Annotated in this window: 22 protein-coding genes; 9 read left to right on the top strand and 13 right to left on the bottom strand. The window is 57.2% G+C overall.

The window, feature by feature from the left end; translation table 11 throughout:
- Positions 1-101: 101 nt before the first annotated feature.
- The 3 genes from HRR99_RS08195 to HRR99_RS08205 all read right to left on the bottom strand — a co-directional run bounded on the left by HRR99_RS08195 (position 102) and on the right by HRR99_RS08205 (position 2,613).
- Positions 102-479 carry a response regulator gene (locus tag HRR99_RS08195; RefSeq protein ID WP_111838219.1) on the bottom strand — a complete coding sequence of 126 codons (378 nt, stop codon included), beginning with the start codon at positions 477-479 and terminating at the stop codon, positions 102-104.
- Positions 480-644: 165 nt separating this feature from the next.
- Complete coding sequence (locus HRR99_RS08200) at positions 645-1,349, bottom strand: SDR family oxidoreductase (protein ID WP_233121096.1); 705 nt, start codon at positions 1,347-1,349, stop codon at positions 645-647.
- Between the two features lie 106 nt (positions 1,350-1,455).
- Positions 1,456-2,613, bottom strand: coding sequence for a pyridoxal phosphate-dependent aminotransferase (locus HRR99_RS08205; protein WP_233123459.1), 1,158 nt, complete (start codon positions 2,611-2,613; stop codon positions 1,456-1,458).
- A 170-nt stretch (positions 2,614-2,783) separates the two neighbouring features.
- On the opposite strand from HRR99_RS08205, the gene HRR99_RS08210 reads away from it, so the two are divergent.
- A complete protein-coding gene (locus tag HRR99_RS08210) occupies positions 2,784-3,551 on the top strand; it encodes a DsbA family protein (protein WP_233121098.1) in 768 nt (255 codons plus the stop codon).
- A gap of 442 nt (positions 3,552-3,993) precedes the next feature.
- Here HRR99_RS08210 and HRR99_RS08215 read toward each other — a convergent pair whose 3' ends face one another.
- Both HRR99_RS08215 and HRR99_RS08220 read right to left on the bottom strand, forming a co-directional pair.
- Positions 3,994-4,242 (bottom strand): hypothetical protein, encoded by a 249-nt coding sequence (locus HRR99_RS08215; protein ID WP_233121100.1) that lies wholly within the window; start codon positions 4,240-4,242, stop codon positions 3,994-3,996.
- 123 nt (positions 4,243-4,365) lie between these two features.
- A complete protein-coding gene (locus HRR99_RS08220) occupies positions 4,366-4,767 on the bottom strand; it encodes a hypothetical protein (RefSeq protein ID WP_233121102.1) in 402 nt (133 codons plus the stop codon).
- Between the two features lie 126 nt (positions 4,768-4,893).
- Between HRR99_RS08220 and HRR99_RS08225 the strand changes: the two genes are divergently transcribed.
- From HRR99_RS08225 to HRR99_RS08250, 6 genes are all read left to right on the top strand, one after another.
- Complete coding sequence (locus tag HRR99_RS08225) at positions 4,894-6,741, top strand: PHA/PHB synthase family protein (RefSeq protein WP_233121103.1); 1,848 nt, start codon at positions 4,894-4,896, stop codon at positions 6,739-6,741.
- Between the two features lie 26 nt (positions 6,742-6,767).
- Positions 6,768-7,487, top strand: coding sequence for a DNA/RNA nuclease SfsA (gene sfsA, locus HRR99_RS08230; RefSeq protein WP_233121105.1), 720 nt, complete (start codon positions 6,768-6,770; stop codon positions 7,485-7,487).
- A 30-nt stretch (positions 7,488-7,517) separates the two neighbouring features.
- Positions 7,518-8,348 (top strand): type I methionyl aminopeptidase, encoded by an 831-nt coding sequence (gene map / locus HRR99_RS08235; RefSeq protein ID WP_233121107.1) that lies wholly within the window; start codon positions 7,518-7,520, stop codon positions 8,346-8,348.
- A gap of 24 nt (positions 8,349-8,372) precedes the next feature.
- The gene (gene radC, locus HRR99_RS08240) at positions 8,373-9,203 is read left to right on the top strand and encodes a RadC family protein (protein ID WP_233121108.1); all 831 of its coding nucleotides are present in this window, start codon (positions 8,373-8,375) and stop codon (positions 9,201-9,203) included.
- A gap of 118 nt (positions 9,204-9,321) precedes the next feature.
- Complete coding sequence (locus HRR99_RS08245; protein WP_233121110.1) at positions 9,322-9,744, top strand: TadE family protein; 423 nt, start codon at positions 9,322-9,324, stop codon at positions 9,742-9,744.
- A 1-nt stretch (position 9,745) separates the two neighbouring features.
- Entirely contained in the window at positions 9,746-11,476 is a 1,731-nt protein-coding gene (locus tag HRR99_RS08250; protein ID WP_233121111.1) for a pilus assembly protein TadG-related protein, read from the top strand.
- Positions 11,477-11,542: 66 nt separating this feature from the next.
- Here the strand turns inward: HRR99_RS08250 and HRR99_RS08255 are convergent, their stop codons facing one another.
- The 4 genes from HRR99_RS08255 to rpiA all read right to left on the bottom strand — a co-directional run bounded on the left by HRR99_RS08255 (position 11,543) and on the right by rpiA (position 15,945).
- Positions 11,543-12,919: a class II 3-deoxy-7-phosphoheptulonate synthase gene (locus HRR99_RS08255; protein WP_233121113.1), complete on the bottom strand. Its 1,377-nt coding sequence runs from the start codon at positions 12,917-12,919 to the stop codon at positions 11,543-11,545.
- A gap of 190 nt (positions 12,920-13,109) precedes the next feature.
- Positions 13,110-14,498 carry a glutathione-disulfide reductase gene (gor, locus tag HRR99_RS08260; RefSeq protein WP_233121114.1) on the bottom strand — a complete coding sequence of 463 codons (1,389 nt, stop codon included), beginning with the start codon at positions 14,496-14,498 and terminating at the stop codon, positions 13,110-13,112.
- A 128-nt stretch (positions 14,499-14,626) separates the two neighbouring features.
- On the bottom strand, positions 14,627-15,229 hold the full coding sequence (locus HRR99_RS08265; protein WP_233121116.1) for a DUF2059 domain-containing protein: 603 nt from the start codon (positions 15,227-15,229) through the stop codon (positions 14,627-14,629).
- 17 nt (positions 15,230-15,246) lie between these two features.
- Positions 15,247-15,945 carry a ribose-5-phosphate isomerase RpiA gene (gene rpiA / locus HRR99_RS08270; protein WP_233121118.1) on the bottom strand — a complete coding sequence of 233 codons (699 nt, stop codon included), beginning with the start codon at positions 15,943-15,945 and terminating at the stop codon, positions 15,247-15,249.
- A gap of 204 nt (positions 15,946-16,149) precedes the next feature.
- Here rpiA and HRR99_RS08275 point away from each other — a divergent pair, with 204 nt between their 5' ends.
- Positions 16,150-16,839 (top strand): HAD family hydrolase, encoded by a 690-nt coding sequence (locus HRR99_RS08275; RefSeq protein ID WP_422387256.1) that lies wholly within the window; start codon positions 16,150-16,152, stop codon positions 16,837-16,839.
- Positions 16,840-17,037: 198 nt separating this feature from the next.
- Here HRR99_RS08275 and rpsD read toward each other — a convergent pair whose 3' ends face one another.
- Complete coding sequence (gene rpsD / locus HRR99_RS08280; RefSeq protein ID WP_111838204.1) at positions 17,038-17,655, bottom strand: 30S ribosomal protein S4; 618 nt, start codon at positions 17,653-17,655, stop codon at positions 17,038-17,040.
- A gap of 441 nt (positions 17,656-18,096) precedes the next feature.
- Between rpsD and HRR99_RS08285 the strand changes: the two genes are divergently transcribed.
- Positions 18,097-19,080: a TerC family protein gene (locus tag HRR99_RS08285; protein ID WP_233121121.1), complete on the top strand. Its 984-nt coding sequence runs from the start codon at positions 18,097-18,099 to the stop codon at positions 19,078-19,080.
- A gap of 58 nt (positions 19,081-19,138) precedes the next feature.
- Here the strand turns inward: HRR99_RS08285 and HRR99_RS08290 are convergent, their stop codons facing one another.
- From HRR99_RS08290 to HRR99_RS08300, 3 genes are all read right to left on the bottom strand, one after another.
- The gene (locus HRR99_RS08290) at positions 19,139-19,486 is read right to left on the bottom strand and encodes a hypothetical protein (protein WP_233121122.1); all 348 of its coding nucleotides are present in this window, start codon (positions 19,484-19,486) and stop codon (positions 19,139-19,141) included.
- 201 nt (positions 19,487-19,687) lie between these two features.
- Positions 19,688-21,205, bottom strand: coding sequence for a helicase HerA domain-containing protein (locus HRR99_RS08295; RefSeq protein ID WP_233121124.1), 1,518 nt, complete (start codon positions 21,203-21,205; stop codon positions 19,688-19,690).
- Between the two features lie 124 nt (positions 21,206-21,329).
- A complete protein-coding gene (locus HRR99_RS08300; RefSeq protein WP_233121126.1) occupies positions 21,330-22,208 on the bottom strand; it encodes an EamA family transporter in 879 nt (292 codons plus the stop codon).
- Positions 22,209-22,215 lie beyond the last annotated feature (7 nt).

The raw sequence follows: 22,215 nt of genomic DNA on the forward strand, positions 1-22,215 counted from the left end.
ATATAACGGCTGATATTTTCAGAATAATTAATCGCGAAACGGCTTTTCGACTATGGTTACTTATTCGCAAAGCCTATCGCGCCTCTGACCATCCCGAAGACTTAGACAGTCATCAGTTTCAAAGTATCGACGACTTTCTTGAAGTCGTAAGGCTTGGGAAAGAACACACTGCGCTCCGGCAATGCTTCGTCGGATGGGTTGTGATGTCCAGATGTCAGCATGATGCCAAGCGGTGTGTTGGAACGCCGGGCCCAGTTCGCCAGCCCAACGCCATTCATGCTGCCCGGCATATCGACATCCGTGAAGAGAACGTCAATGTCGGAGCGGCTTTCCATGATTTCCATGGCCTCGTCGGCACCCGACGCCTCGATCGCGTCGAACCCGGCATCCTCCACCAGATCGACAGCCATCATGCGTAAAAGCGGATCGTCTTCAACGACCAGCACCACTTGTTTGGCGTATGCGTTTCGCTGTCCCATGACTTCAATTTACCTGCTTCTACATCCAAGCGTCGTGTTTGTGAAAACTTTTGACCTCAGATTGAACAACGTCCCCAATAGACGCAGGTTCCTTCGTTGCCTGTCGAATCAAGCCCTCGACAAGGCAAAAACTTGAAAAGCATAGGAAACTTAATTGGAAACAGGTTAGACGGAGCGGGTCAATCCGCCGTCCACCCGCAGGTTCTGGCCGGTGATGTATCCAGCCCCTTCGGAGGCTAGAAAAGCCACTGTCGCCGCGATCTCCTCGCTCTTTCCGTAACGCTGCATGGGGACCATTTCACGCCGCTGTTCGGTGGCAGGCAGACTGTCGATCCAGCCGGGCAGCACATTGTTCATGCGCACATTGTCTGACGCATAGGTGTCTGAAAAAATCTTCGTGTAAGCGGCAAGGCCAGCACGGAAGACCGCCGATGTCGGAAACATCTCGCTGGGTTCGAACGCCCATGCGGTGGAGATATTGACGATGGCGCCCGCCTTCTGTTGCACCATGACGGGTGCGATGATGCGGGTTGGTCTGATGACGTTGAGAAAGTAGACGTCGAGCCCAGCGTGCCATTGTTCGTCGGTGATATCGAGAATGGGTGCGCGTGGGCCGTGACCGGCGCTGTTGACCAACACGTCGATGCGACCAAATGTTTGCAACGTCAGGTCGGCAAGCTTCTGGATATCATCATTGGACTGGTTGGATCCCGTCACACCAATCCCGCCAAGCTCCTTGGCCAATGCTTCGCCTTTGCCGGAGGAAGAAAGGATGGCGACCTTGTAGCCATCGGCAGCCAGACGCCGTGCAACCGCCGCCCCCATGCCACTACCACCCGCTGTCACCACTGCAACTTTTTCTGCAGACATCGTCACGCTCCCTTCGATTTGCCGGAAGCTTAGCGTGATTTTCGGCAGACTTCGAACCAAAATCCCTGATAGGTCGGTTACGGAAAATTGCGGCCTGCGAAGACGGTCATTTCAGCCAACCGGCGATGCGCCCCACCGCTTCTGCAATATCGGAGACAGATCCCGCATAGGAAAAACGCAGGGCACGGTGTCCTTCCAGCGGGTCGAAATCCAGCCCCGGTGTCGCCGCGACATCAATTTCCGCCAGCATGCGCTTGGCAAAATCCATGCTATCGTTGGAATAACGGCTAGTGTCGACATAGGCGTAGAAAGCCCCGTCCATGGGCGACGCCAGCGGCAGGCCGAGTTCCGGCAGGCGCGTTGTCAGAAAGTCGCGGTTGGTGCGGTAGCTTTCCTTGTAGACATCAAGCTCCTCTTCCGCGGAAAATGCAGCGGTGGCGGCCAGTTGGGAAAGCTCTGGCGCTGAAATATACAGGCTCTGCGCAAGACATTCGACCGGGCGGATCAGCTTCTCCGGCAGCACCATCCAACCAATGCGCCATCCGGTCATGCAGTAATATTTGGAGAAGGAGTTGATGACGACGGCATTCTCGCTGATCTCGACGGCGCTCGTCTCATCACCCACGAATGTCAGGCCGTGGTAGATTTCATCCGAGATGAAGGCGATGTTGCGGCTGTCGCAATAGGCGATCAGACGCTTGAGCGCGTCGCGTCCTGTCACGGTTCCGGTCGGGTTGGCGGGGCTTGCCAGCAGCACGCCCTTCAACTTGCATCCGGCCTTCGTCTCTGCCCGCTCAAGGCTCGCAGGCGTCAGCGTATATCCGGTCTCGGCGGTGACGGGCACCTCGACAACGTTCAGCCCCAGGGCCTTCAGAATATTGCGGTAGGCGGGATAACCGGGTCGCGCGATGGCAACGGCATCGCCCGCATCGAAGAGCGCCAGAAATGCCAGATTGAACGCCGCAGACGAACCCGTCGTCACCGCGATACGGGCGGGGTCTACGATTGCGCCGTGGCGCACACGGTAGCTGGAGGCGATGGCTTCGCGCAGGTCGCGAAGTCCCAGCGCATCCGTATAACCGATACGCCCATGCTTCAGCGCCGTCTCGGCAGCCTCAAGAGATGCGCGCGGTGCGGCATGCGATGGCTGACCCACCGCCATGGAAATAACGGGCCGCCCCGCCTGTCTGCGACGGTTGGCCTCCGCCAGAATATCCATGGCATGGAAGGGCTCAACCGCGCTGCGCTTCGACAAGGTAATCAAGGGCATGTTCTTTCTTGGAAAACTGTCGGACATTTGCCGTATTATTGCTGTCTTCACAATGACGAGAACGCAATGGGCAGATTTGATCTGCGATATGGCATTTAAATTAAATTACGGTAATTGCGTTGGATAACGGAATCACCGCCCAGTAACGACCTTAGAGGACCGACATGGCACTTTCGATCAAAACCACTGCTATCGCCAGCCTGACGGCCCTTTCGACGCTATTCGTCTCCCTGCACGCTCACGCGCTTGATGATCAGCAGAAGAAGGAATTCGGCGCTTTCATCAAGGAATATCTGATCGAAAACCCGGAGATCATGCTGGAGGTTCAGGAAGCTCTTGAGCGGAAGCAATACGATTCGCGCAATGCCAAGGCCGCCGAAGCCGTTGCTGAAAACCAGAAGGCTTTGTTCGAATCGAAATACGATCTGTCGCTTGGCAATCCAAATGGTGATGTGACGCTGGTCGAATTCTTCGATTACAATTGCGGCTATTGCAAACGCGCCATGAGCGATGTCGATACCATCCTCAAGACCGACAAGAAGGTTCGCTTTGTCCTCAAGGAATTCCCGATTCTGGGGCCTGAGTCACTGGAAGCACACAAGGTTTCCAACGCGTTCAAACTCATCGCACCCGAAAAGTACCCCGAATTTCAGCGTACCCTGCTGGGCAGCACGGGCCGCGCCAACGAGGCCAGCGCCATCGAAGTTGCGGAATCGCTGGGCGTGAAGGAAGCCGACATCCGCAAGTCCATGGCCGCCAATCCCAACGATGCGCAGGTCAAGGAAGCCTACCAGCTCGCCACCAGCCTCGGTATCACCGGAACACCTTCCTACGTCGTCGGCAACGAAGCCATCTTCGGCGCAGTCGGGGCCACTCCCCTGAAGGAAAAAATCGCGAATATGCGCACTTGTGGCAAAGCAACCTGCTCTTGAGCATGGTGGGGCGAAAGCCCCACTTTCCGTCAGGCCCAATCGGGCCTCAACGATAGCCCGTTATCGGGTACGAGCCCGTGTACCCGCCGGCAGCCGGTGCCTTGGCCTGAGCCGGGTGAAACAACGCGGTTGCAACGATCAAACAAGCGAAAAAGCATTTCATTTTCAACGCTCCCCAGCGCATATCGGCCAGTGGCCTCCCTGGACATATGTATAACGCATGAGTTGCATCCATCCGCTTAAGGAACGCAGTAAGCCGGGTCTTGTCGGCAAGCGTAAGAGTTGATGGATGTGGGTAGGGAGTTGTTAAGGGTGAATGACCAGACGTCATCGAGGAGAGAACGTGTCTCGTAATTTAATTCTATTGGCCGCATGCCTCAGTATCAGCGGTTGTGGACTAACGAAGGTCCCAGAATTTGTTCACAATAGCGATGTTGGCAGGTTAGATGCCGTAGGCTCCACGCTTGAAGCCAGCAGGGTCATGGCCACGCGAAATGGATTTAAGTGCAACCAAACCATAGATCGAAACCGCACGGTGGTTTCGGGCGACAATATCCAACGAAAAACGGATATTCTGGAATGTCACAAGACATCCCTTGATCTGGTTTGCCCACAACGACGATACCTCGTTTTCAATGCCGACGTGCGCAGCGGAAAGGTTTATACCGTTGGCAAGCGAATAACCCAACATTCCTGTTTCTGAAGAAGGATGGGTTGAGCCAGAATGTGAAGGGCTTTAGCCGCTGACGCGATCCAGGGAACGATCAACGGATCAAGCAGCTAACAGCCCGTCAAAATCCATTCCAACGCTGATTTACTGGGAAGCAGCCGGTGTCGCGACAGGCTTCTGCTGTTCGGACAACGCGCGCAGTTCGGCAACCTTGCGCTTGTATTCAGCTTCTGAAATCTGGCCCTTGCGGCGTGCGGCACCAAGACGGGTCATGGTGGTTTCCATGGTACCGGCTTCTTCGTTTTCCATCTGCGGCAGAGCGGCCGTCATAGGCTTTGCAAAGGTCGGATAGGTGCCCGTATCGCGCTTCTGGGAGACGGGAGATGCATCGACCCGCTGCGGACCAACCACCTGCGCCGTGGGGCGCGGCATGTTTTCCGGGGCGACCACCGGCGGCAGGGTTCTGCAGGAAACAACCAGCGGCAAAAGAACGCCGCAGACGGACAGCACGGTTGCCGCTCTTATGCTATCCACATGCTTGCCCATTTCGATATCCCGCCTATACCAATGTATCCCAGACCGGACGCCATTTCGCTGGCGTCTGTGTTGCTGGAACTTGTATTCGTTTTCATGCAGAATGTGCAAACACAAAAATGCACCGGAGGACAATGGATGAAGGGTACGAAAGGCGGGGTTGACGACACGGAGGAAAAGCCTGCGGGCTTCGATCCCAAATCTGCCGACGCCTATATCGTGCGCGATCCCCAGGCCTTTGCCATGAACGTGGCAAGAGCACTGGAAAATCTGGGCAAGGCAGCGTCTGAATGGCTGGCCCCGCGAGAGCGCGGCGACATTCCGCAATCCACCGCCAGCCCCACCAGCGATCTGTTCAAGACACTGTCCGACGTCGCGGAATACTGGATGGCGGAGCCGCAGCGCTCCGTCGAGGCGCAAACACATCTCCTGTCGAGCTATTTCAACATCTGGCAGAAGTCCATGTCCGAGCTTTCCGGCGAGCCTTCCGCCGCCCGGGAGAGCGCCGACACCGGGCGCAAGGACAAGCGCTTCGCCGATGCCGACTGGAAGGCAAACCCGTTTTTCGACTTTTTGCAAAAAGTCTATTTCGCCACGGCAAGCTGGGCCGACAGAATGGTGAACGAGGCCGAAGGGCTGGACGAGCATACGCGGCAGAAAGCCCGATTCTATATGCGCCAAGTGACGGAAGCGATTTCGCCCGCCAATTTCGCCTTCACCAATCCGCAGGTCTTTCGCGAGACGGTGGCGACCAGCGGTGCAAACCTCGTCAAGGGCATGGCCCAACTGGCCGAGGACATGGCCGCTGGCAACGGCAACATCAAGCTGCGCCAGACCGATTACAGCAAATTCGTCATCGGCCAGAATGTGGCCGTCACCCCCGGCAAGATCATCGCCCGCAGCGACCTGTGCGAGATCATCCAATACGCACCATCCACCGAAAAGGTGTTGAAACGGCCCCTGCTGATCATCCCGCCTTGGATCAACAAATTTTACATTCTCGACCTCAATGCCCGCAAATCCTACGTCAAATGGTGCGTGGATCAGGGCCATACGGTTTTCATGATTTCATGGGTCAACCCCGATGCGCGCCATGCTGAGAAAAACTGGGAAAGCTACACCCGTGAAGGGATAGATTTCGCGCTCGACGCCATCGAACAGGCGACGGGTGAAAAGAAGATCAACGCCGTGGGATACTGCATTGGCGGCACGCTGCTGGCCTCTACGCTGGCGCTGCATGCGCAGGAAAAGAACAAGCGCATCCGCTCCGCCACGCTGCTGGCCGCCCAGACGGATTTCACCCATGCGGGCGACCTGAAAGTGTTCATAGACGAACAGCAGTTGGCCGCGCTCGACGCACATATGAAGGCCGTCGGCTATCTCGATGGTGCCGTCATGGCCAGCGTCTTCAACATGCTGCGCGCATCCGACCTGATCTGGCCCTATGTCGTGGACAATTACCTGCGCGGCGCGCAGCCGCCACCCTTCGACCTGCTCTACTGGAATTCCGATTCGACCCGTGTAGCTGCGGCCAACCACTCGTTTTATCTGCGCAATTGCTATCTGGAAAACAATCTGGCCGAGGGGCGCATGCCGGTGGCAGGCAAGCTGCTCGATCTCAAGGACATCACCATTCCAGTCTTCGATCTAGCCACGCGCGAAGATCACATTGCGCCTGCCAAGTCGGTCTTCACGGGAGCTGCCCTCTTCGGAGGGCCGGTGGACTTCGTTCTCAGCGCATCAGGCCACATCGCGGGCGTGGTCAACCCGCCTGAGATGGACAAGTATCAATACTGGACCGGCGCATCACCGGAAGGTGACTTCGAAGCGTGGCAGCAGACGGCGAGCGCTCACAAGGGGTCTTGGTGGCCGCACTGGCAGCGGTGGATTGCCAACCAAGACAGCCGAAAAGTGGCAGCCCGCCTGCCCGGCGGCGATGTGCTGACGCCGCTTTGCGATGCGCCAGGCACCTATGTGCTTGAATAAACCATTGCCCGGCACGACACTGCGCCATGCAGTTTGATTCCCCGCTCATCCCCGCCACGCTCGTGTCCCGCTACAAACGTTTTTTGTTCGACGCGGTTCTGGAGGACGGCACGGCGGTGACGGGTTTTTGCCCCAACACCGGCTCGATGCGCGGACTGACCACGCCGGGTTCCCGCATCTGGCTTTCCCAGCATGACAGCCCTACCCGCAAATATCGCCATATGCTGGAACTGGTGGAAGCGGATGGAACGGTGGTCGGCATCAACACCGGCATGCCCAACAGGCTGGCTGAGGAAGCCATTACCCACGGTCGTATCCCGCAACTCACCGACTATACAGGTCTGAAGCGCGAGCAGAAATACGGCATCAATTCGCGCATCGATTTTCTGCTCTCTGCACCCGGCAGGCCCGATGCCTATGTGGAGGTGAAGAATGTGCATTTCACCCGCGCAAAAGGTCTGGCGGAATTTCCCGACAGCCCGACCAAGCGCGGTGCAAAACATCTGGAGGAGTTGGGAGATGCAGCTGAGGCCGGTTACCGGGCGGTGATGCTCTACCTCATCCAGCGCAGCGACTGCCAGCGGTTGCGCATCTGCGACGACCTCGATCCGGTCTATTTTTCGGCGTTTCAGCGGGCGATGAAGCGCGGTGTTGAGGCCTATGCCATCAAATGTCACATCTCCTCACTGGAAATTAGCGCAAACGAGATGGTTGCAATGGACGACTGGCACCCTGCTGCATTATGAAACAAAGCATAAAGCACAGAAGGCGGTACAATGGTTACTTACATCGACGCGGCAACGGCCCCCATGAAGAATACGGGCGTGATCCGCCTGTATAACCAGGAAGACTTTGCGGGCATGTACAAGGCGAGCCAGCTGACGGCGCGCTGCCTGGATGCGCTGGCCGATATCGTCAAGCCCGGCGTGACGACTAATGCCATCGACCGTTTCGTGTTCGAATTCGGCATGGACAACGACGCCCTGCCCGCCACGCTGAATTATCGCGGCTACACCAAGTCCGTCTGCACCTCCATCAACCACGTCGTGTGTCATGGCATTCCCGATGACAAACCTTTGCGTGAGGGCGATATCGTCAACATCGACGTCACCTATGTGCTGGATGGTTGGTACGGTGATTCGAGCCGTATGTACCCGGTAGGTCAGATAAAGCGCGCGTCCGAGCGGCTGCTGGAAGTGACCTATGAGTGCCTGATGCGCGGTATTGCGGCAGTGCGTCCGGGTGCCCGCACAGGCGCCATCGGCGCTGCCATTCAGGCCTATGCGGAATCCGAGCGCTGCTCCGTCGTCACGGATTTCTGCGGCCACGGCGTGGGCCGTCTGTTTCACGATACGCCCAACATCCTGCACTACGGCAAGGAAAGCGATGGGCCGGAAATTCGTGAAGGCATGATTTTCACCATCGAGCCGATGATCAATCTGGGCAAGCCTCATGTGAAGGTTCTGTTCGATGGCTGGACAGCTGTAACCCGCGACCGTTCGCTGTCTGCGCAGTATGAGCATGCGGTGGGCGTGACGGCGACGGGGTTTGAAATCTTCACGCTTTCGCCCGGTGGCCTGCACCGCCCCGGTCTGCCACCGCTGTAACGAAAACCACGCGAGACGATGCCGATGGCCAAAGGCCCTGCCGATCAGAAGACATTGTTCAGCGCCGAGGATGGCGGCAGCGACGGCCTTGCCGAAGCACCTGATGAGCGCGGCTTTTTCGCAGAACAACGACAGGCGCCCCGCAAGATGAAAGCGGAGCCGACACCCGCACCGGACAGCGACGCGGCGCATTATCTCGGCCATCGCGAGCGTCTCCGCACCAAATACCGCGACAATGGCGACGCGGCGCTTGCCGATTACGAATTGCTGGAGCTTCTGCTGTTCCGGCTCATTCCAAGGCGGGATACGAAACCGATTGCCAAGGCGCTGATCGCCCGATTCGGCACCTTCGGCGGAGTCATGGGCGCTCCCATCTCCCTTTTGCAGGAGGTCAAGGGCGTCGGTGAAGCCGTCGCACTCGATCTGAAACTCATCTCGTCCGTTTCCCAGCGCATGCTGAAAAGCGAAATCCGCAACAAGCAGGTGCTGGGCTCATGGTCGTCGGTCATCGACTACTGCCATGCCGTGATGGCCCATGAAGCGCGCGAGCAGTTCCGCATTCTGTTTCTCGACAAGCGCAACGTGCTGATTGCCGATGAGGTACAGGGGCAAGGCACGGTGGACCATACGCCGGTCTATCCGCGTGAAGTGGTGCGCCGCGCGCTAGAGCTTTCTTCAACCGCCATCATTCTCGTCCACAACCATCCAAGCGGCGACCCGACACCGTCCCGCGCGGATATCGAGATGACGAAGACCATCATAGACACCGCCAAACCGCTGGGGATCGCCGTGCACGATCACATCATCATCGGCAAGGATGGGCATGTCAGCTTTAAGGGTCTGCGGCTGATCTAGGTTTTATGCACCCAGCCGTCCCGTTGTGCGCATTTGGCACAACCGTGAATTAATAAAAAATCAATCTCTATATTTTAGCCTATTCGAAAATAATAATACTTCGGATCAGGGGTGCGCCATGAAACAGGTGGCAGGAATTCTCCGTAATCGTTCTGGCTCCGCTGCGGTGGAGTTTGCCATCGTCGCCCCGGTCTTCATCCTCGTGCTTTTAACGATGATCGCCTACGGCATCTACCTGACAGCGGCCTATGCCGTGCAGCAGGTGGCTGCAGATGCGGCCCGCACGGCAGTAGCCGGGATCAACAAAACCGAGCGGGAAACTCTGGCGAAGGACTTCGTCGATCGGACAGCGCTGAACTACATCTTCCTCGACAAGAGGAATGTGAACGTCAGCGTCGGTAGCGACCCCGGTAACATCAACCAGTTTACCGTGACAGTCGAATATGACGCCACCGGCCTGCCGATCTGGAGCCTCTACAGCTTCGCGCTTCCCGACAAGACCATCAGACGTTTCTCGACCATTCGCATCGGGGGGATTTGAGATGCAGAATTCCGTTTCGAAAATCGGCAGAATGCTGCGCGACCGCTCCGGCAACGTCGCTATCATGGCTGGCATCACCGCGCCGCTGATGATGGGCGTGTTGGCGCTGGGTGTCGATTACGGCTCGCTGACAGTGCAAAAGCGCCAGTTGCAGAATACGGCAGATCTTGCCGCCATATCGGCAGCCTCTGCCAGCAATGTGGAGCGCGCGGTCTTTCAGTATTTCCAGCTTAACAACAAGAACATCGGCGTGAAGACGGCGTCCGGCATATTGACGGAAACGGGCACCACACCCTTCGATCCTAAAACTGCGTTCTCCAACCGCGATGGCTATGCCGAGGTGATCAAGGGTCGCTACGTCCCGGATGCCAGTGTGGGCGTCGGCAAGCGCTTCGTGGAAAACGCGACGCCCCCCAATGCCGTGAAGGTCAATATTTACGAAAAGGGCCATATCTATTTCGCCAGCACCTTTACCACGGCGCCAACGATCTCCGCTGTCGGCACGGCGGCAGCACAGCGCCTCGCCGCGGTCTCCGTTGGATCACGTGTCGCAAGCCTCAACAACGGCTTGCTGAACAATCTTCTGGGCGGGCTGCTGGGCACGACCATCTCGCTCAATCTGGTGGATTATCAGGCGCTGGTCGCCGCCGATGTGAACGCCCTGAAAATCATCGATGCGCTGGCGCTTGATCTCAACCTCACGGCTGGGACCTATCGCGATGTGCTGAAGACCGAGATTACCTACGGCAAATTCGTCAGCGCCCTGCTGAAGGCCACCGGCACGCGGCCAACAGTCACGGCTGCGCTGAAATCGCTGGAAAAGGCTCTCAACAAGAGCACCGTCAAGCTGCGGCTGGAGCAGGTGCTGGCGCTGGAGCCCGTTCTCGACAAACAGATCGGCAATGCCGAGAACCTCAATTTACAGGCAGGCATCTTCGATCTCATCACGGCTGCGGCGACCGCAGCAAACGGCGGCAAGCAACTGTCTCTCGACGCCGGTGTCACCGTGCCGGGACTTGCCTCCACCAAGATCACCCTTGCCATCGGCGAACCACCCGTCGGCACACCATCCCTCGCCCTTGGCTCAACCGGCAGCATCGTCAGAACGTCGCAGACGCGGCTTTCCATCGATACGAAGGTAGACGGCCTGAAGGCTCTGCTCGGCCTCTCGGTCAATGTTCCGCTCTATGTGGAAGTGGCCAATGCAGAGGCCAAACTCACCGACATCAAATGCTCGGCAAACGGCACGGCGGCTGTGGATGTAGACGTGGTGCCGGGCATTGCCGAGATATCGCTTGGTAATGTCGATACCACCGCCTTCAACAATTTCGGGCGTGACCCTCGCGTGACCAAGGCCGCCATCGTCGATGCACTGGTGCTCAAGATTAACGGCATGGCCCATGTCGATGCCGCCAACATGACGAAGACGAAGCTGACTTTCCAGCAATCCGACATCACCCAGGCAACGGTGAAAAGCGTGTCCACCAAGGACGCAACGACATCCCTGGTGAAATCGCTGCTGAAGAATCTCGACGTCGATATCAACGTCCTGTTCCTCACCATCGGCTCGCCGACGCTGGTTCAGGCTGCTCTCGCCGAAACACTCTCCGTTGCCACGGTGCCGATCGATGCGCTCCTCTACAACACGCTGATGCTGCTCGGCATCAAGATCGGTGAAGCCGATGTACGCGTCACCGATGCCCGGTGCGCCCACCCCGCGCTGGTGCAGTGAAGACATTACCACAACAAAAAAGCCGCCGGATCGCTCCGGCGGCTTTTGCATGTCTCTCAAACCCGATCAGCCGTTAACGACGGCCAGACGCTTCTCGTCGCGACCGGTCTTCATGCGCTCAGACAGCAGGAACGCGAGTTCCAATGCCTGATCGGCATTGAGACGTGGGTCGCAATGGGTGTGGTAACGGTCGGACAGCGAGTCGGCTGTCACGGTGCGCGCACCGCCGGTGCATTCTGTCACGTCCTTGCCGGTCATTTCGATGTGGATGCCGCCCGGATGCGTGCCTTCGGCGCGGTGGATCTGGAAGAAGCTTTCGACTTCCGACAGAATGCGCTCGAATGGACGCGTCTTGTAGTGGTTGAGCGTGATCGTGTTGCCATGCATCGGATCGCAGGACCACACGACCTTGCGGCCTTCCTTCTGAACTGCACGGATCAGCTTCGGCAGGCTTTCGGCGACCTTGTCGTGACCGAAGCGGCAGATCAGCGTCAGGCGACCGGCCTCGTTGGTTGGGTTCAGCGCATCGATCAGCTCGATCAGATTGTCGGGCTGCAAGGACGGGCCGCACTTCAAACCGATCGGGTTCTTGATGCCACGGAAATATTCCACATGGGCATGGTCCAACTGACGCGTACGGTCGCCGATCCACAGCATGTGGCCCGAGGTGGCGTACCAGTCACCGGAGGTCGAATCGATACGGGTCAGCGCTTCTTCATAGCCGAGCAACAGCGCTTCGTGACTGGTGAAGAAGTCCGTTTCGCGCAGGCTTGGCTGGTTTTCCGACGTAATACCGATGGCCTTCATGAAGTCCATCGTTTCAGAGATACGGTTGGCCAGCTTGCGGTAACGATCCGCCTGCGGGCTGTCCTTCACGAAGCCGAGCATCCACTGGTGCACGTTTTCAAGGTTGGCATAGCCACCCATGGCAAAGGCGCGTAGCAGGTTGAGCGTCGCAGCCGACTGGCGGTAAGCGTCGAGCTGACGCTCCGGGTTGGGAATGCGCGCGCCTTCATTGAACTCGATACCGTTGATAATGTCACCGCGGTAAGACGGCAGCTCGACACCGTTCTGCGACTCGATGTTCGAAGAACGCGGCTTGGCGAACTGACCGGCAATACGGCCAACCTTCACGACAGGAAGCTGTGCGCCATAGGTCAGAACGACGGCCATTTGCAGGAAGGCACGGAAAAAGTCGCGAATATTGTCCGCGCCATGTTCCAGAAAGCTTTCTGCACAGTCGCCACCCTGTAGCAGGAAGGCTTCGCCTTCCGCCACATTGGCAAGCTGCTTTTTCAAGCGGCGCGCTTCACCGGCAAACACCAGCGGCGGATAGGTCGCCAGCGTCGCTTCCGTGGCCGCCAGAGCAGCCATATCTGGGTAGTCTGGAACCTGCTGGACCGGCTTGTGTCTCCAGCTACCGGGTGTCCAATTCTGTGCCATGTTTTTCACCTGGTTTCCACGCCAACTCCGTCTTGAGCGGCGATCTCGAAAGTTGCGCGGCTTATAGCTTCAAGGACAGGCTTTGCAAAGCCGATCCTTATGGAGCCTAGGCGTTTCAGCCGTTTTTGTGCCGTTAAAGCGAAGAAAAGAGAATCTAAACGATTTAATTTCTCCGCCACTGCACGGGCAATTACACGCGCTGGCCGTTTTTGATGCGGTAGCTCGGCGTGTACATGGTCACCAGTTCTTCCGCAGCGGTCGGGTGAACGGCCATGGTCGCATCGAAATCGTCCTTGGTGCATCCGGCCTTCAGCGTGATACCCAGAAGTTGCGCCATTTCACCGGCCTCATGGCCAAGAATATGCGCGCCGACGACCTTTCGGTCTGCGGCGTTGACGATCAGTTTCATGATGGTCTTTTCCGTACGACCGGAAAGCGTGGCTTTCATCGGGCGGAACTGCGCGCGGTAGACCTCGATCTCCTCGAATTTGGAAGCCGCCTCCTCCTCGGAAATACCGACCGTGCCGATTTCCGGCTGGGAGAAAACCGCCGTTGCGATCAGGTGGTGATCGGGCTTCGTCGGATTGTTCTTGAACTCGGTTTCGATGAAGCACATAGCTTCATGAATGGCGACTGGCGTCAGCTGTACCCGGTCGGTGACATCGCCCAATGCGAAGATACCCGGCACATTGGTGCGCGAATACTCGTCCACGATGATTGCACCCTTTTCGTTGACTGCCACACCGGCATTTTCCAGACCAAGGCCTTGCGTGTTGGGATCGCGGCCCAGCGCCAGCATCACCAGCCCGACATGCAGCGACTCGCCCTGCTTAGTGCGCGCCACGAAACCGTCGTCGCCGTCCTTGCTGATCTCATGGATCACGTCTTCCAGAATGATGCGAATGCCTTTTTCGGTCATCGCCGCATGCAGGCCTTCCCGCATATCGTTATCGAAGCCATTCAGAATTTGCTTGCCGCGATAGATCAGCGTCGTTTCCACGCCAAGACCATGGAAGATATTGGCAAATTCCACCGCGATGTAACCGCCGCCCGCAATCAGAATGGATTTCGGCAAGGCATTCAGATGAAACGCTTCATTGGACGAAATCGCCAATTCATAGCCGGGTAAGGACACGTGCGGGTTGGGTGTGCCACCCACTGCAATCACTATGCGCGCCGCCGTTACCGTCTGTCCTGACTTCGTCAGCTTTACTGTATGAGCATCCACCAGTTCGGCACGGCTGTCGAAAATGTCGGCCTTGGCGTTTTCCAGACCCTTGCGATAGAGGCCCTCGAGGCGATCAATTTCCTTGTCCTTGGCGGCAATCAGCTTTTTCCAGTCGAAGGTGCTCTCGCCCACCGTCCAGCCGTAGCCTGCGGCATCTTCAAAATGCTCAGGAAATTGCGAGGCGTAGACGAACAGCTTCTTCGGCACGCAACCTCTTATGACGCAGGTTCCGCCATAGCGGTACTCTTCCGCAATGCCGACACGCTTGCCCAGCGACGCTGCCACACGGGCGCTGCGCACACCGCCGGAGCCGCCGCCGATAACGAAAAGGTCGTAGTCGTAAGTTGTCATGGAAGAGCCTCTGATAGGAAGGACGGTCGCAGCCATCCCTGATGCACTCATATAGGTGGCGCACCACATAAATGAAAAGCCCGGACTGATATCCGGGCTTTGAAAAATTCTGAATCTCGCTCAGACGATTAAGGCTTGGGCTTAGCCGCTGGTGCAGCAGTGGTCGGCGCTGCTGCGCCCGGTGCGCCACCTGTGTTGGCGCTGTTTGCAGGCAGTGGCTGCAGGTCTGCACCGGCAACCTTCTGCAGTTCCGTCATGCTGGATGTGTTGAGGTCACGGTTAATGCCAGCCGCCCAGATATCGGCAGCCTTCATCAGTTCACGCGTGGCGATTGGGCCGTCCTTCAACAGTTTCTTGCCAGCTTCGCTGCCGTAAAACGTGGAGATGGCCTTCAGCTCGTCGAGCGAAAATGCGCGCGCGTAGGTGAGCGCGGCTTCACGTTCCAGATCGGCGCGACGTGGTGCAAGTTCCAGCGCCTTGTTATCGACCGTCTCGGTGATGGCGTCCTGCACGTTTGGTGAAGCCTGAATAAGCTCGGCCTTCAGTCGCTCTGCAAGACCCGGCAGAATGTCGTCAAAACGGTCGGTAACGCCGAGAGTGCCAATGGCCTGCTTTGCAGCGGCAATATGCTCTTCCGTGATTTCCTGTGCGCGAACGGCAGTGCCGAAGATGACGCCTGAAATGAGGATAGAAGCAGCGGCAGCTTTGCCCAGTCCCGCAAGTTTGATCATGAAATCTCTCGCTCCTGTTATAGTTTCGCCTGCATTACGCGGGCGCCATCCGGCCCGGCGATAATAGCAAGCGATGCCAGATTAATGAAAAGTCCGTGCTCGACAACACCCGGTATGGTGTTCAGCTCGCGTGCCAGTGCTTCTGCATCAGGAATACGGCCAAAAGATGCGTCGAAAATGAGGTGTCCGCCGTCGGTTTTGAAGGGTCCGTCCTCCAACGCGCGCAGCTTCAATTCGCCCGAAAGACCAAGCCTGGACGCCAGTTTTTCAATGGCGATGCAGGTTGCGACCTGGCCGAAAATATTGATTTCGATGGGCAGTGGAAACGCTCCCAGCGTGTCCACGACCTTGGTCTGATCGGCGATCACGATGACGCGAGATGAGGCCGCAGCCACGATTTTCTCACGCAGCAACGCGCCGCCGCCACCCTTGATCAAACGCAGGCCGTGATCGACTTCGTCAGCACCATCGATGGTCAGATCAAGCTCGGGCAGTTCATCCAGCGACTTCAAGGGAACGCCGAGTTCGACGCACAGACGCGCGGTGCGCTCCGATGTGGGGACGCCCTGAACGTTGAGGCCATTGGAGACTTTTTCCGCCAGAAGCCTGACGAATTCTTCTGCCGTGGAGCCCGTACCAATACCGAGACGCATTCCGTCTTCGACGTAGGACAACGCCGCTTCTGCGGCCTTGATCTTCATTTGGCGGGCATCCATTCGGCTGCAAACTCCGGGTCGGTTTAGACTGTCCACGCCCTGCCCTTTCAAAGGGCCAGAACGTTGGCGTGGTGTTTACACGGGAAGAATAGCAAACGAAAGCCCTTTCAGATCACAACCCATGACGATCCAAAGGTTTCGTTGCAAAAGCCCGCGCCATTGCTTAGCCTTGCCGAAAATAGACAGTTATTCATGAGGCATTCCTTGACTACTCCCCTTGTCATCTTCGATCTCGACGGCACATTGGTCGACACCGCCCACGACCTGATCGACAGCCTGAATTACGCCATTGCCGCAGCCGGTCTCGCACCCACGACCTACGGTGACCTCAAACACCTCGTTGGTCACGGCGCACGCGTTATGATCAAGCGGGCCTTTGCCCTACGTAACAAAGAGCTTTCCGACGCCGAGCTGGAGCCTCTCTATGAGCGCTTCCTGTCCTATTATCTTGAAAAAATGCCCGGGCAGAGTGTACCCTACCCTGGCATCGTCTCAGCGCTCGACAGACTGGCCGCAGCGGGTTTCACGCTGGCTGTCTGCACGAACAAGACAACCGCTCTTGCAATTCCGCTGCTGGAGAAACTTGGCCTCAGCCATTACTTCGCCGCGACGACCTGTGGCGACACCTTCGAGTGGCGCAAACCGGACGCCCGCCATATCACGGGCACCATCGAAAAGGCGGGCGGCGATGCTGCAAGTAGCGTGATGGTCGGCGACAGCTTCAACGACATCGCCTCCGCCAAGAACGCCAACATCGCCTCGGTCGGCGTGACCTTCGGCTATACGGATGTGCCGATGGCCGAGCTTGGACCGGATGTGGTGATTGATAGCTATGATGAGTTGGATGCGGCATTGATCGAGCGGTTGATTGCCAAGCGGGTGGCTGCGGCCTGATAAGGTTGGAATACCGCGAACCTCCCGTCCGTCATCCTAGGGCTTGTCCCTAGGATCTAATGAACCCCAACATTTAACGTGGTTAGATCCTAGGGACAAGCCCTAGGATGACGCCAAGTTATGCAGGTAAAAGACGGAAAACCGCCCAACAAAAAAGCCGCCCCGAAAGGCGGCTTTTCAATTGGTGCTACAGGCAGATTAACGCGAGTAGAATTCGACCACGAGGTGTGGTTCCATGACGACTGGGTATGGAACGTCAGACAGAGCTGGAACGCGAGCAAATGTCGCAACCATCTTGTTGTGATCGACTTCGATGTAATCAGGAACGTCGCGCTCTGCGAGAGCAACAGCTTCCAGAACGGTTACGAGCTGCTTGGACTTCTGGCGAACTTCGATAACGTCGCCGACCTTGCAACGGTAAGAACCGATGTTGACGCGAACGCCGTTAACCGTGACGTGGCCATGGTTTACGAACTGGCGAGCAGCGAAAACAGTCGGTACGAACTTTGCGCGGTATACGATCGCGTCCAGACGGGACTCGAGCAGGCCGATCAGGTTCTCGGAGGTGTCACCCTTGCGACGGTTTGCTTCGTCGTAAGTTGCGCGGAACTGCTTCTCGCGGATTTCACCATAGTAACCCTTGAGCTTCTGCTTGGCGCGCAGCTGCGTGCCGAAGTCGCTCATCTTGCCCTTGCGGCGCTGGCCGTGCTGACCTGGGCCGTATTCGCGGCGGTTTACTGGAGACTTAGGACGACCCCAGATGTTTTCGCCCATGCGGCGGTCAATTTTATACTTAGACGATTCGCGCTTGCTCATCGTATTTCCTTTCAGAACGTTACACCGGTTTATTGCCAAACCGCATCAAGGAAACACGCCCTCCTCTGAGGTTCTGTTGAGAACCTCTGACAGGTTTCTCACATTTGCGTACGGAGAAGCCACGGGACATGTCAGTGATGTCGATTGCCGAACGACAACATAGAAGCTGCAAGGCAATCAACAGATAACACCGAGCATTGCTGCCCGGTGTTGTGCGGCTTCTAGGAGGCCTTCATAAAATTGTCAACGAGAAAAAAGTTTGGCGATCCTCTTGAAACAGGATTTCGCCACATTATTTCATCGTCGTGATCAGAACTCGGGCCCCTCTGGCGTATTACCGGACAATACGCGATGTCGAGTTTCTTAAGGTTGGGGCCACGTCTATGTCTATCACACGTTCCCCATCCGTAAAGCCAACCTCGTCCGGCCAAAGGTTGACTGATGGACTTCCTCTTCTCTGATTTTCTCGGCACGCCCACATGGATGTGGGGCGTCTTCATTTCTCTCGTATTAGGCCTGCTCGCTCTCGATCTGGGCGTGTTGCACAAGAACTCCAAAGAAATCGGCATTCGCGAAAGCCTGCTGATGTCCGGTTTCTACATCGTCATCGGCTTGGCCTTCGGCGGCTGGATCTGGTACCAGTCCGGTCAGCAATCGGCGATGGAATACGTCACCGGTTTCGTGGTCGAAAAAAGCCTGGCGATGGACAATATCTTCATCATCGCCATGATCTTCTCCTACTTCGCCATTCCCCGCCAGTACCAGCACCGCGTGCTGCTGTGGGGTATTCTGGGCGTGATCGTTCTGCGTGGTATCATGATTGCTGCGGGTGCAGCCATCGTCGATAACTTTCACTGGGTTCTCTATATCTTCGCAGGGTTTCTGGTCTTTACCGGTCTCAAGATGCTGTTTTCGTCGGACCATGATGAAAACGATATCGGCAACAACAAGATATTGAAGTTCATGCGCCGTCACCTGCCGGTGACCAATGCGCTGCACGGCGAAAAATTCATCGTCAAGGAAGTCGACGCAAAGACGGGCAAGCTGAATACCTTCGTCACGCCGCTCTTCCTCGCGCTGATCATGGTTGAAATCGCCGACCTCATCTTCGCAGTTGATTCGATTCCGGCGATCTTCGCGATCACGACAGACCCGTTCATCGTCTACACGTCGAACATCTTCGCGATCCTTGGCCTGCGTGCCCTCTACTTCGCACTGGCCGCCTTGATCCACCGCTTTGCGTATCTCAAATACGCGCTGGCTGCGGTTCTGGTCTTCGTCGGCTCGAAAATCTTCGTGGCCGACATGCTGGGCATCGCCAAGATCCCGCCTGCCCTGTCGCTGGGCGTAACCGTCGCGATCCTCGTGACAGGCGTTGTGGGCTCGCTGCTGGCGACCCGTAATGAAAAGAAGGCGATCGAGTAAGGTTAAACCGAAACGAGATGCTGACGCGGGCGCGGTAAAAACCGCGCCCGTTCCATTTTTAGCTGGTCTTGAAGACGCGAGTCGTCAGAACCTGCGTGTTGCCGGTCTGTTGGTTGCTTGTCTGGTCATAACCCGGCGGAACCGTCGCCTTGTAATCATCGGAACCCAAAAACGGGTTATCGAAATAGAAACTGACTGACCCGCCGCTGAAGGAGTAAACAACGGTGCCTTCATCGCCTGTCGCGAGACCGTTGGATTCAGCCGTCAGAGACGCGGTTGCTCCCGCCTTGATCGTCTGTGGCGGGTTGGATGCCCACACACCGTGATTGAGAGTTGAAGATGTCAACGACCAATCGGAATCGGTGGCGTTGGTAATCGTCCAGATCGTGCTACGAGCAGCAGACATAGCTCATTCTCCTCAAATGGTTTCCACTTTTGAACAGCAAGAATGCTTCTCTCTTGCCGCCTCTGGTTGTTCCATCTCAGGCACCGGGAGTCAATTTAAGGTAGTAATATAAATTAATACAATCAAAGATAGCGTTAAAGATTTGCTTGCACCCGTCCCCATGCTGTTCGCATCTGGAGCATCCCTCAGACTAAAATGAGCCTACTCAGCCGCGAACTTCGCGATATCCTCAGCCGCATCAGCATCACCCGGTGCGGTTTTTGCGTCGAGATCAGGAAACGCCACGATACGCTTGCCGGAAAAATCCGCGTGGACGACGACAAGTTCCTTCTCCTCGAAATAACCGAGCAGCATACGAGCGCGGCGCGCGGAGTGCGTACCGTAAGCGCGAGCAATGCGGGCGTCCGAAGGGCATGGCTCTTGCGCCAACGCCGCCCTGACTAGCAGAAGGAACACGCCCTGCAAATCATCCGAGACATTCTTTGAAAGCTCCAGCGCCTTCTGCCAGTCCTCGCTGGCAGCCATCTCCACATCCACGCCGGAGCGGGTAATGGCCACCTGTCGGCGGAACTCCGAAAGCGCCATGGGGGTCCCGGGAATTCGGCGCATTCGGGCGCGCACCAGAAACTCCTGATAAAGGACGGCATCCGTGCGATAGGCCGATTGCGGGTCTTCCATGATTTCGGTCAGAACGGCCGAAATCTTCTCCGTCCGCTCTTCCGGCGTCATATCCGGCTGGCTGCTGCGCTGTGGTTGCTGCAGTTCCGGCCCGCCTATCGCCGGGGTGGAACGTGAAAGCTCAGCCAGAATATCGGTCGTCGGGCGCGGTGCTGGTGGTGTGCGGCGCACGGGAGAGCGCGTGAATTCTTCCGGGTCGGGCGTGAAGATCAAGTCTTCGACGTCCTGCGGCGAATCCGGCAATGGCATCAGCTTCGGCGAAGAGGACCGTGCAGACGTCTCTACATTTCCGATGACGATGGGCAGCGGACGACGCGACAGGGCCGGGCCAAGCGCCACGAAATTGCCGCGCTGCAAATCGCGAAACATTTCCGCCTGACGACGGTCCATGCCGAGCAAATCGGCAGCGCGCGCCATATCGATATCCAGAAAGGTACGACCCATCAGGAAGTTGGAGGCCTCGGCGGCGACGTTCTTGGCAAGCTTTGCCAGACGCTGCGTGGCGATAACGCCTGCCAGACCGCGCTTTCTACCACGGCACATCAGGTTGGTCATCGCGCCCAGCGACATCTTGCGCGCATCTTCCGTTACCTCACCGGCAACGGACGGCGCAAACATCTGCGCTTCGTCCACCACGACGAGAACCGGATACCAGAATTCGCGGTCGGCATCGAAAAGGCCATTAAGGAAGGCCGCGGCAGCGCGCATCTGCTGCTCGATGTCGAGGCCTTCCAGCGTGAGAACGCAGGAAACGCGGTGCTGCCGGATGCGGTTGGAGATGCCCGCAAGCTCGCCTTCGGTGCGCTCACCATCCACTACCACATGGCCGAATTTATCGGCCAGCGTAACGAAATCGCCCTCGGGATCGATGATGACCTGCTGCACCCATGGCGCAGACTGCTCCAGAAGACGGCGCAGCAGATGCGATTTGCCGGAACCGGAATTGCCCTGCACCAGCAAACGCGTGGCAAGCAATTCTTCGATATCGAGCTTGGCCGCCTGCCCGCCCGATAAGGTTCCCATGTCGATACCGACCTGCACTGTGAATGTCCCTGCGACTTAGAATGGATGATGCGCTGGCTCGCCGCGCGAACCATCTCTTTACCAAAGTTTTAACCGAATACCCCTGCCTATCGCAACAATGCACAGGGAATATCTCCCCTCGTCAGGACGCAACGCGGCCCCATGACAGGCGACGTCCGAACACGTTTAGCGCCAGCCCCGCAACAACCAGCGTGCTGCCAATGATCTCCAGCAGCGTGATTTCCTCTGCGAAAGCGAAGTAAGCGCCGAGAAAACCGACGATCGGCACCAGCAACGAGAATGGCGCAACCGTGCCCGCCGGATACCGCAGCAGCAGGAAACTCCAGATACCCGCGCCGACAATCGTTGCCCCATAAGCCATGTAGACCACGACAAGCACTGTCATGACATTGGCAGATGCCAGACCTGCCGAAATAGCCTGCGGCCCTTCCAAAACCAGAGAAAGAGCCATAAGCGGCAGCACCGGCACAAGGCTTGTCCAGGCAACGAAAGACACGGCATTGACCCTGCCGACCTTGCGATTGACGATATTGCCGAGGGCCCAGCTAAAGGCGGCACCAACGCACATAAGCAGAGGCACCATCGCGTCGATATCAAGACGCTCAAGACCGATCACAGCCAGACCGCTGAACGCAACGGCGGCGCCCGCAATATGCGATTTCAGTGGTATCTCACCCAGCAGCGTTACCGCGAGCGCCATGGTGAAAAACGCCTGAGACTGCATGACCAGCGACGCAAGCCCGGCAGGAAGCCCCCATTTGATGGCGGTGTACAAAAGTCCGAACTGCGCGCAGCCCATCACCATGCCGTAGACGACCATGTGCTTCCAAGGCACTTTCGGGCGCGACAAAAAGAAGACCAGGGGAACTGCAGCAAAGAAGTATCGCAACGCCGTTAGAAACAAGGGCGGCATATCCATGACGCCGACCTTGATGACAACGAAATTGAAGCCCCACAAAAACACGGTGATCAGGGCGAGAAAGATATGCGGCACGGCCATTTTGTTT

The sequence above is a fragment of the Agrobacterium vaccinii genome, from assembly GCF_021310995.1.
Taxonomy (GTDB): Bacteria; Pseudomonadota; Alphaproteobacteria; order Rhizobiales; family Rhizobiaceae; genus Agrobacterium; species Agrobacterium vaccinii.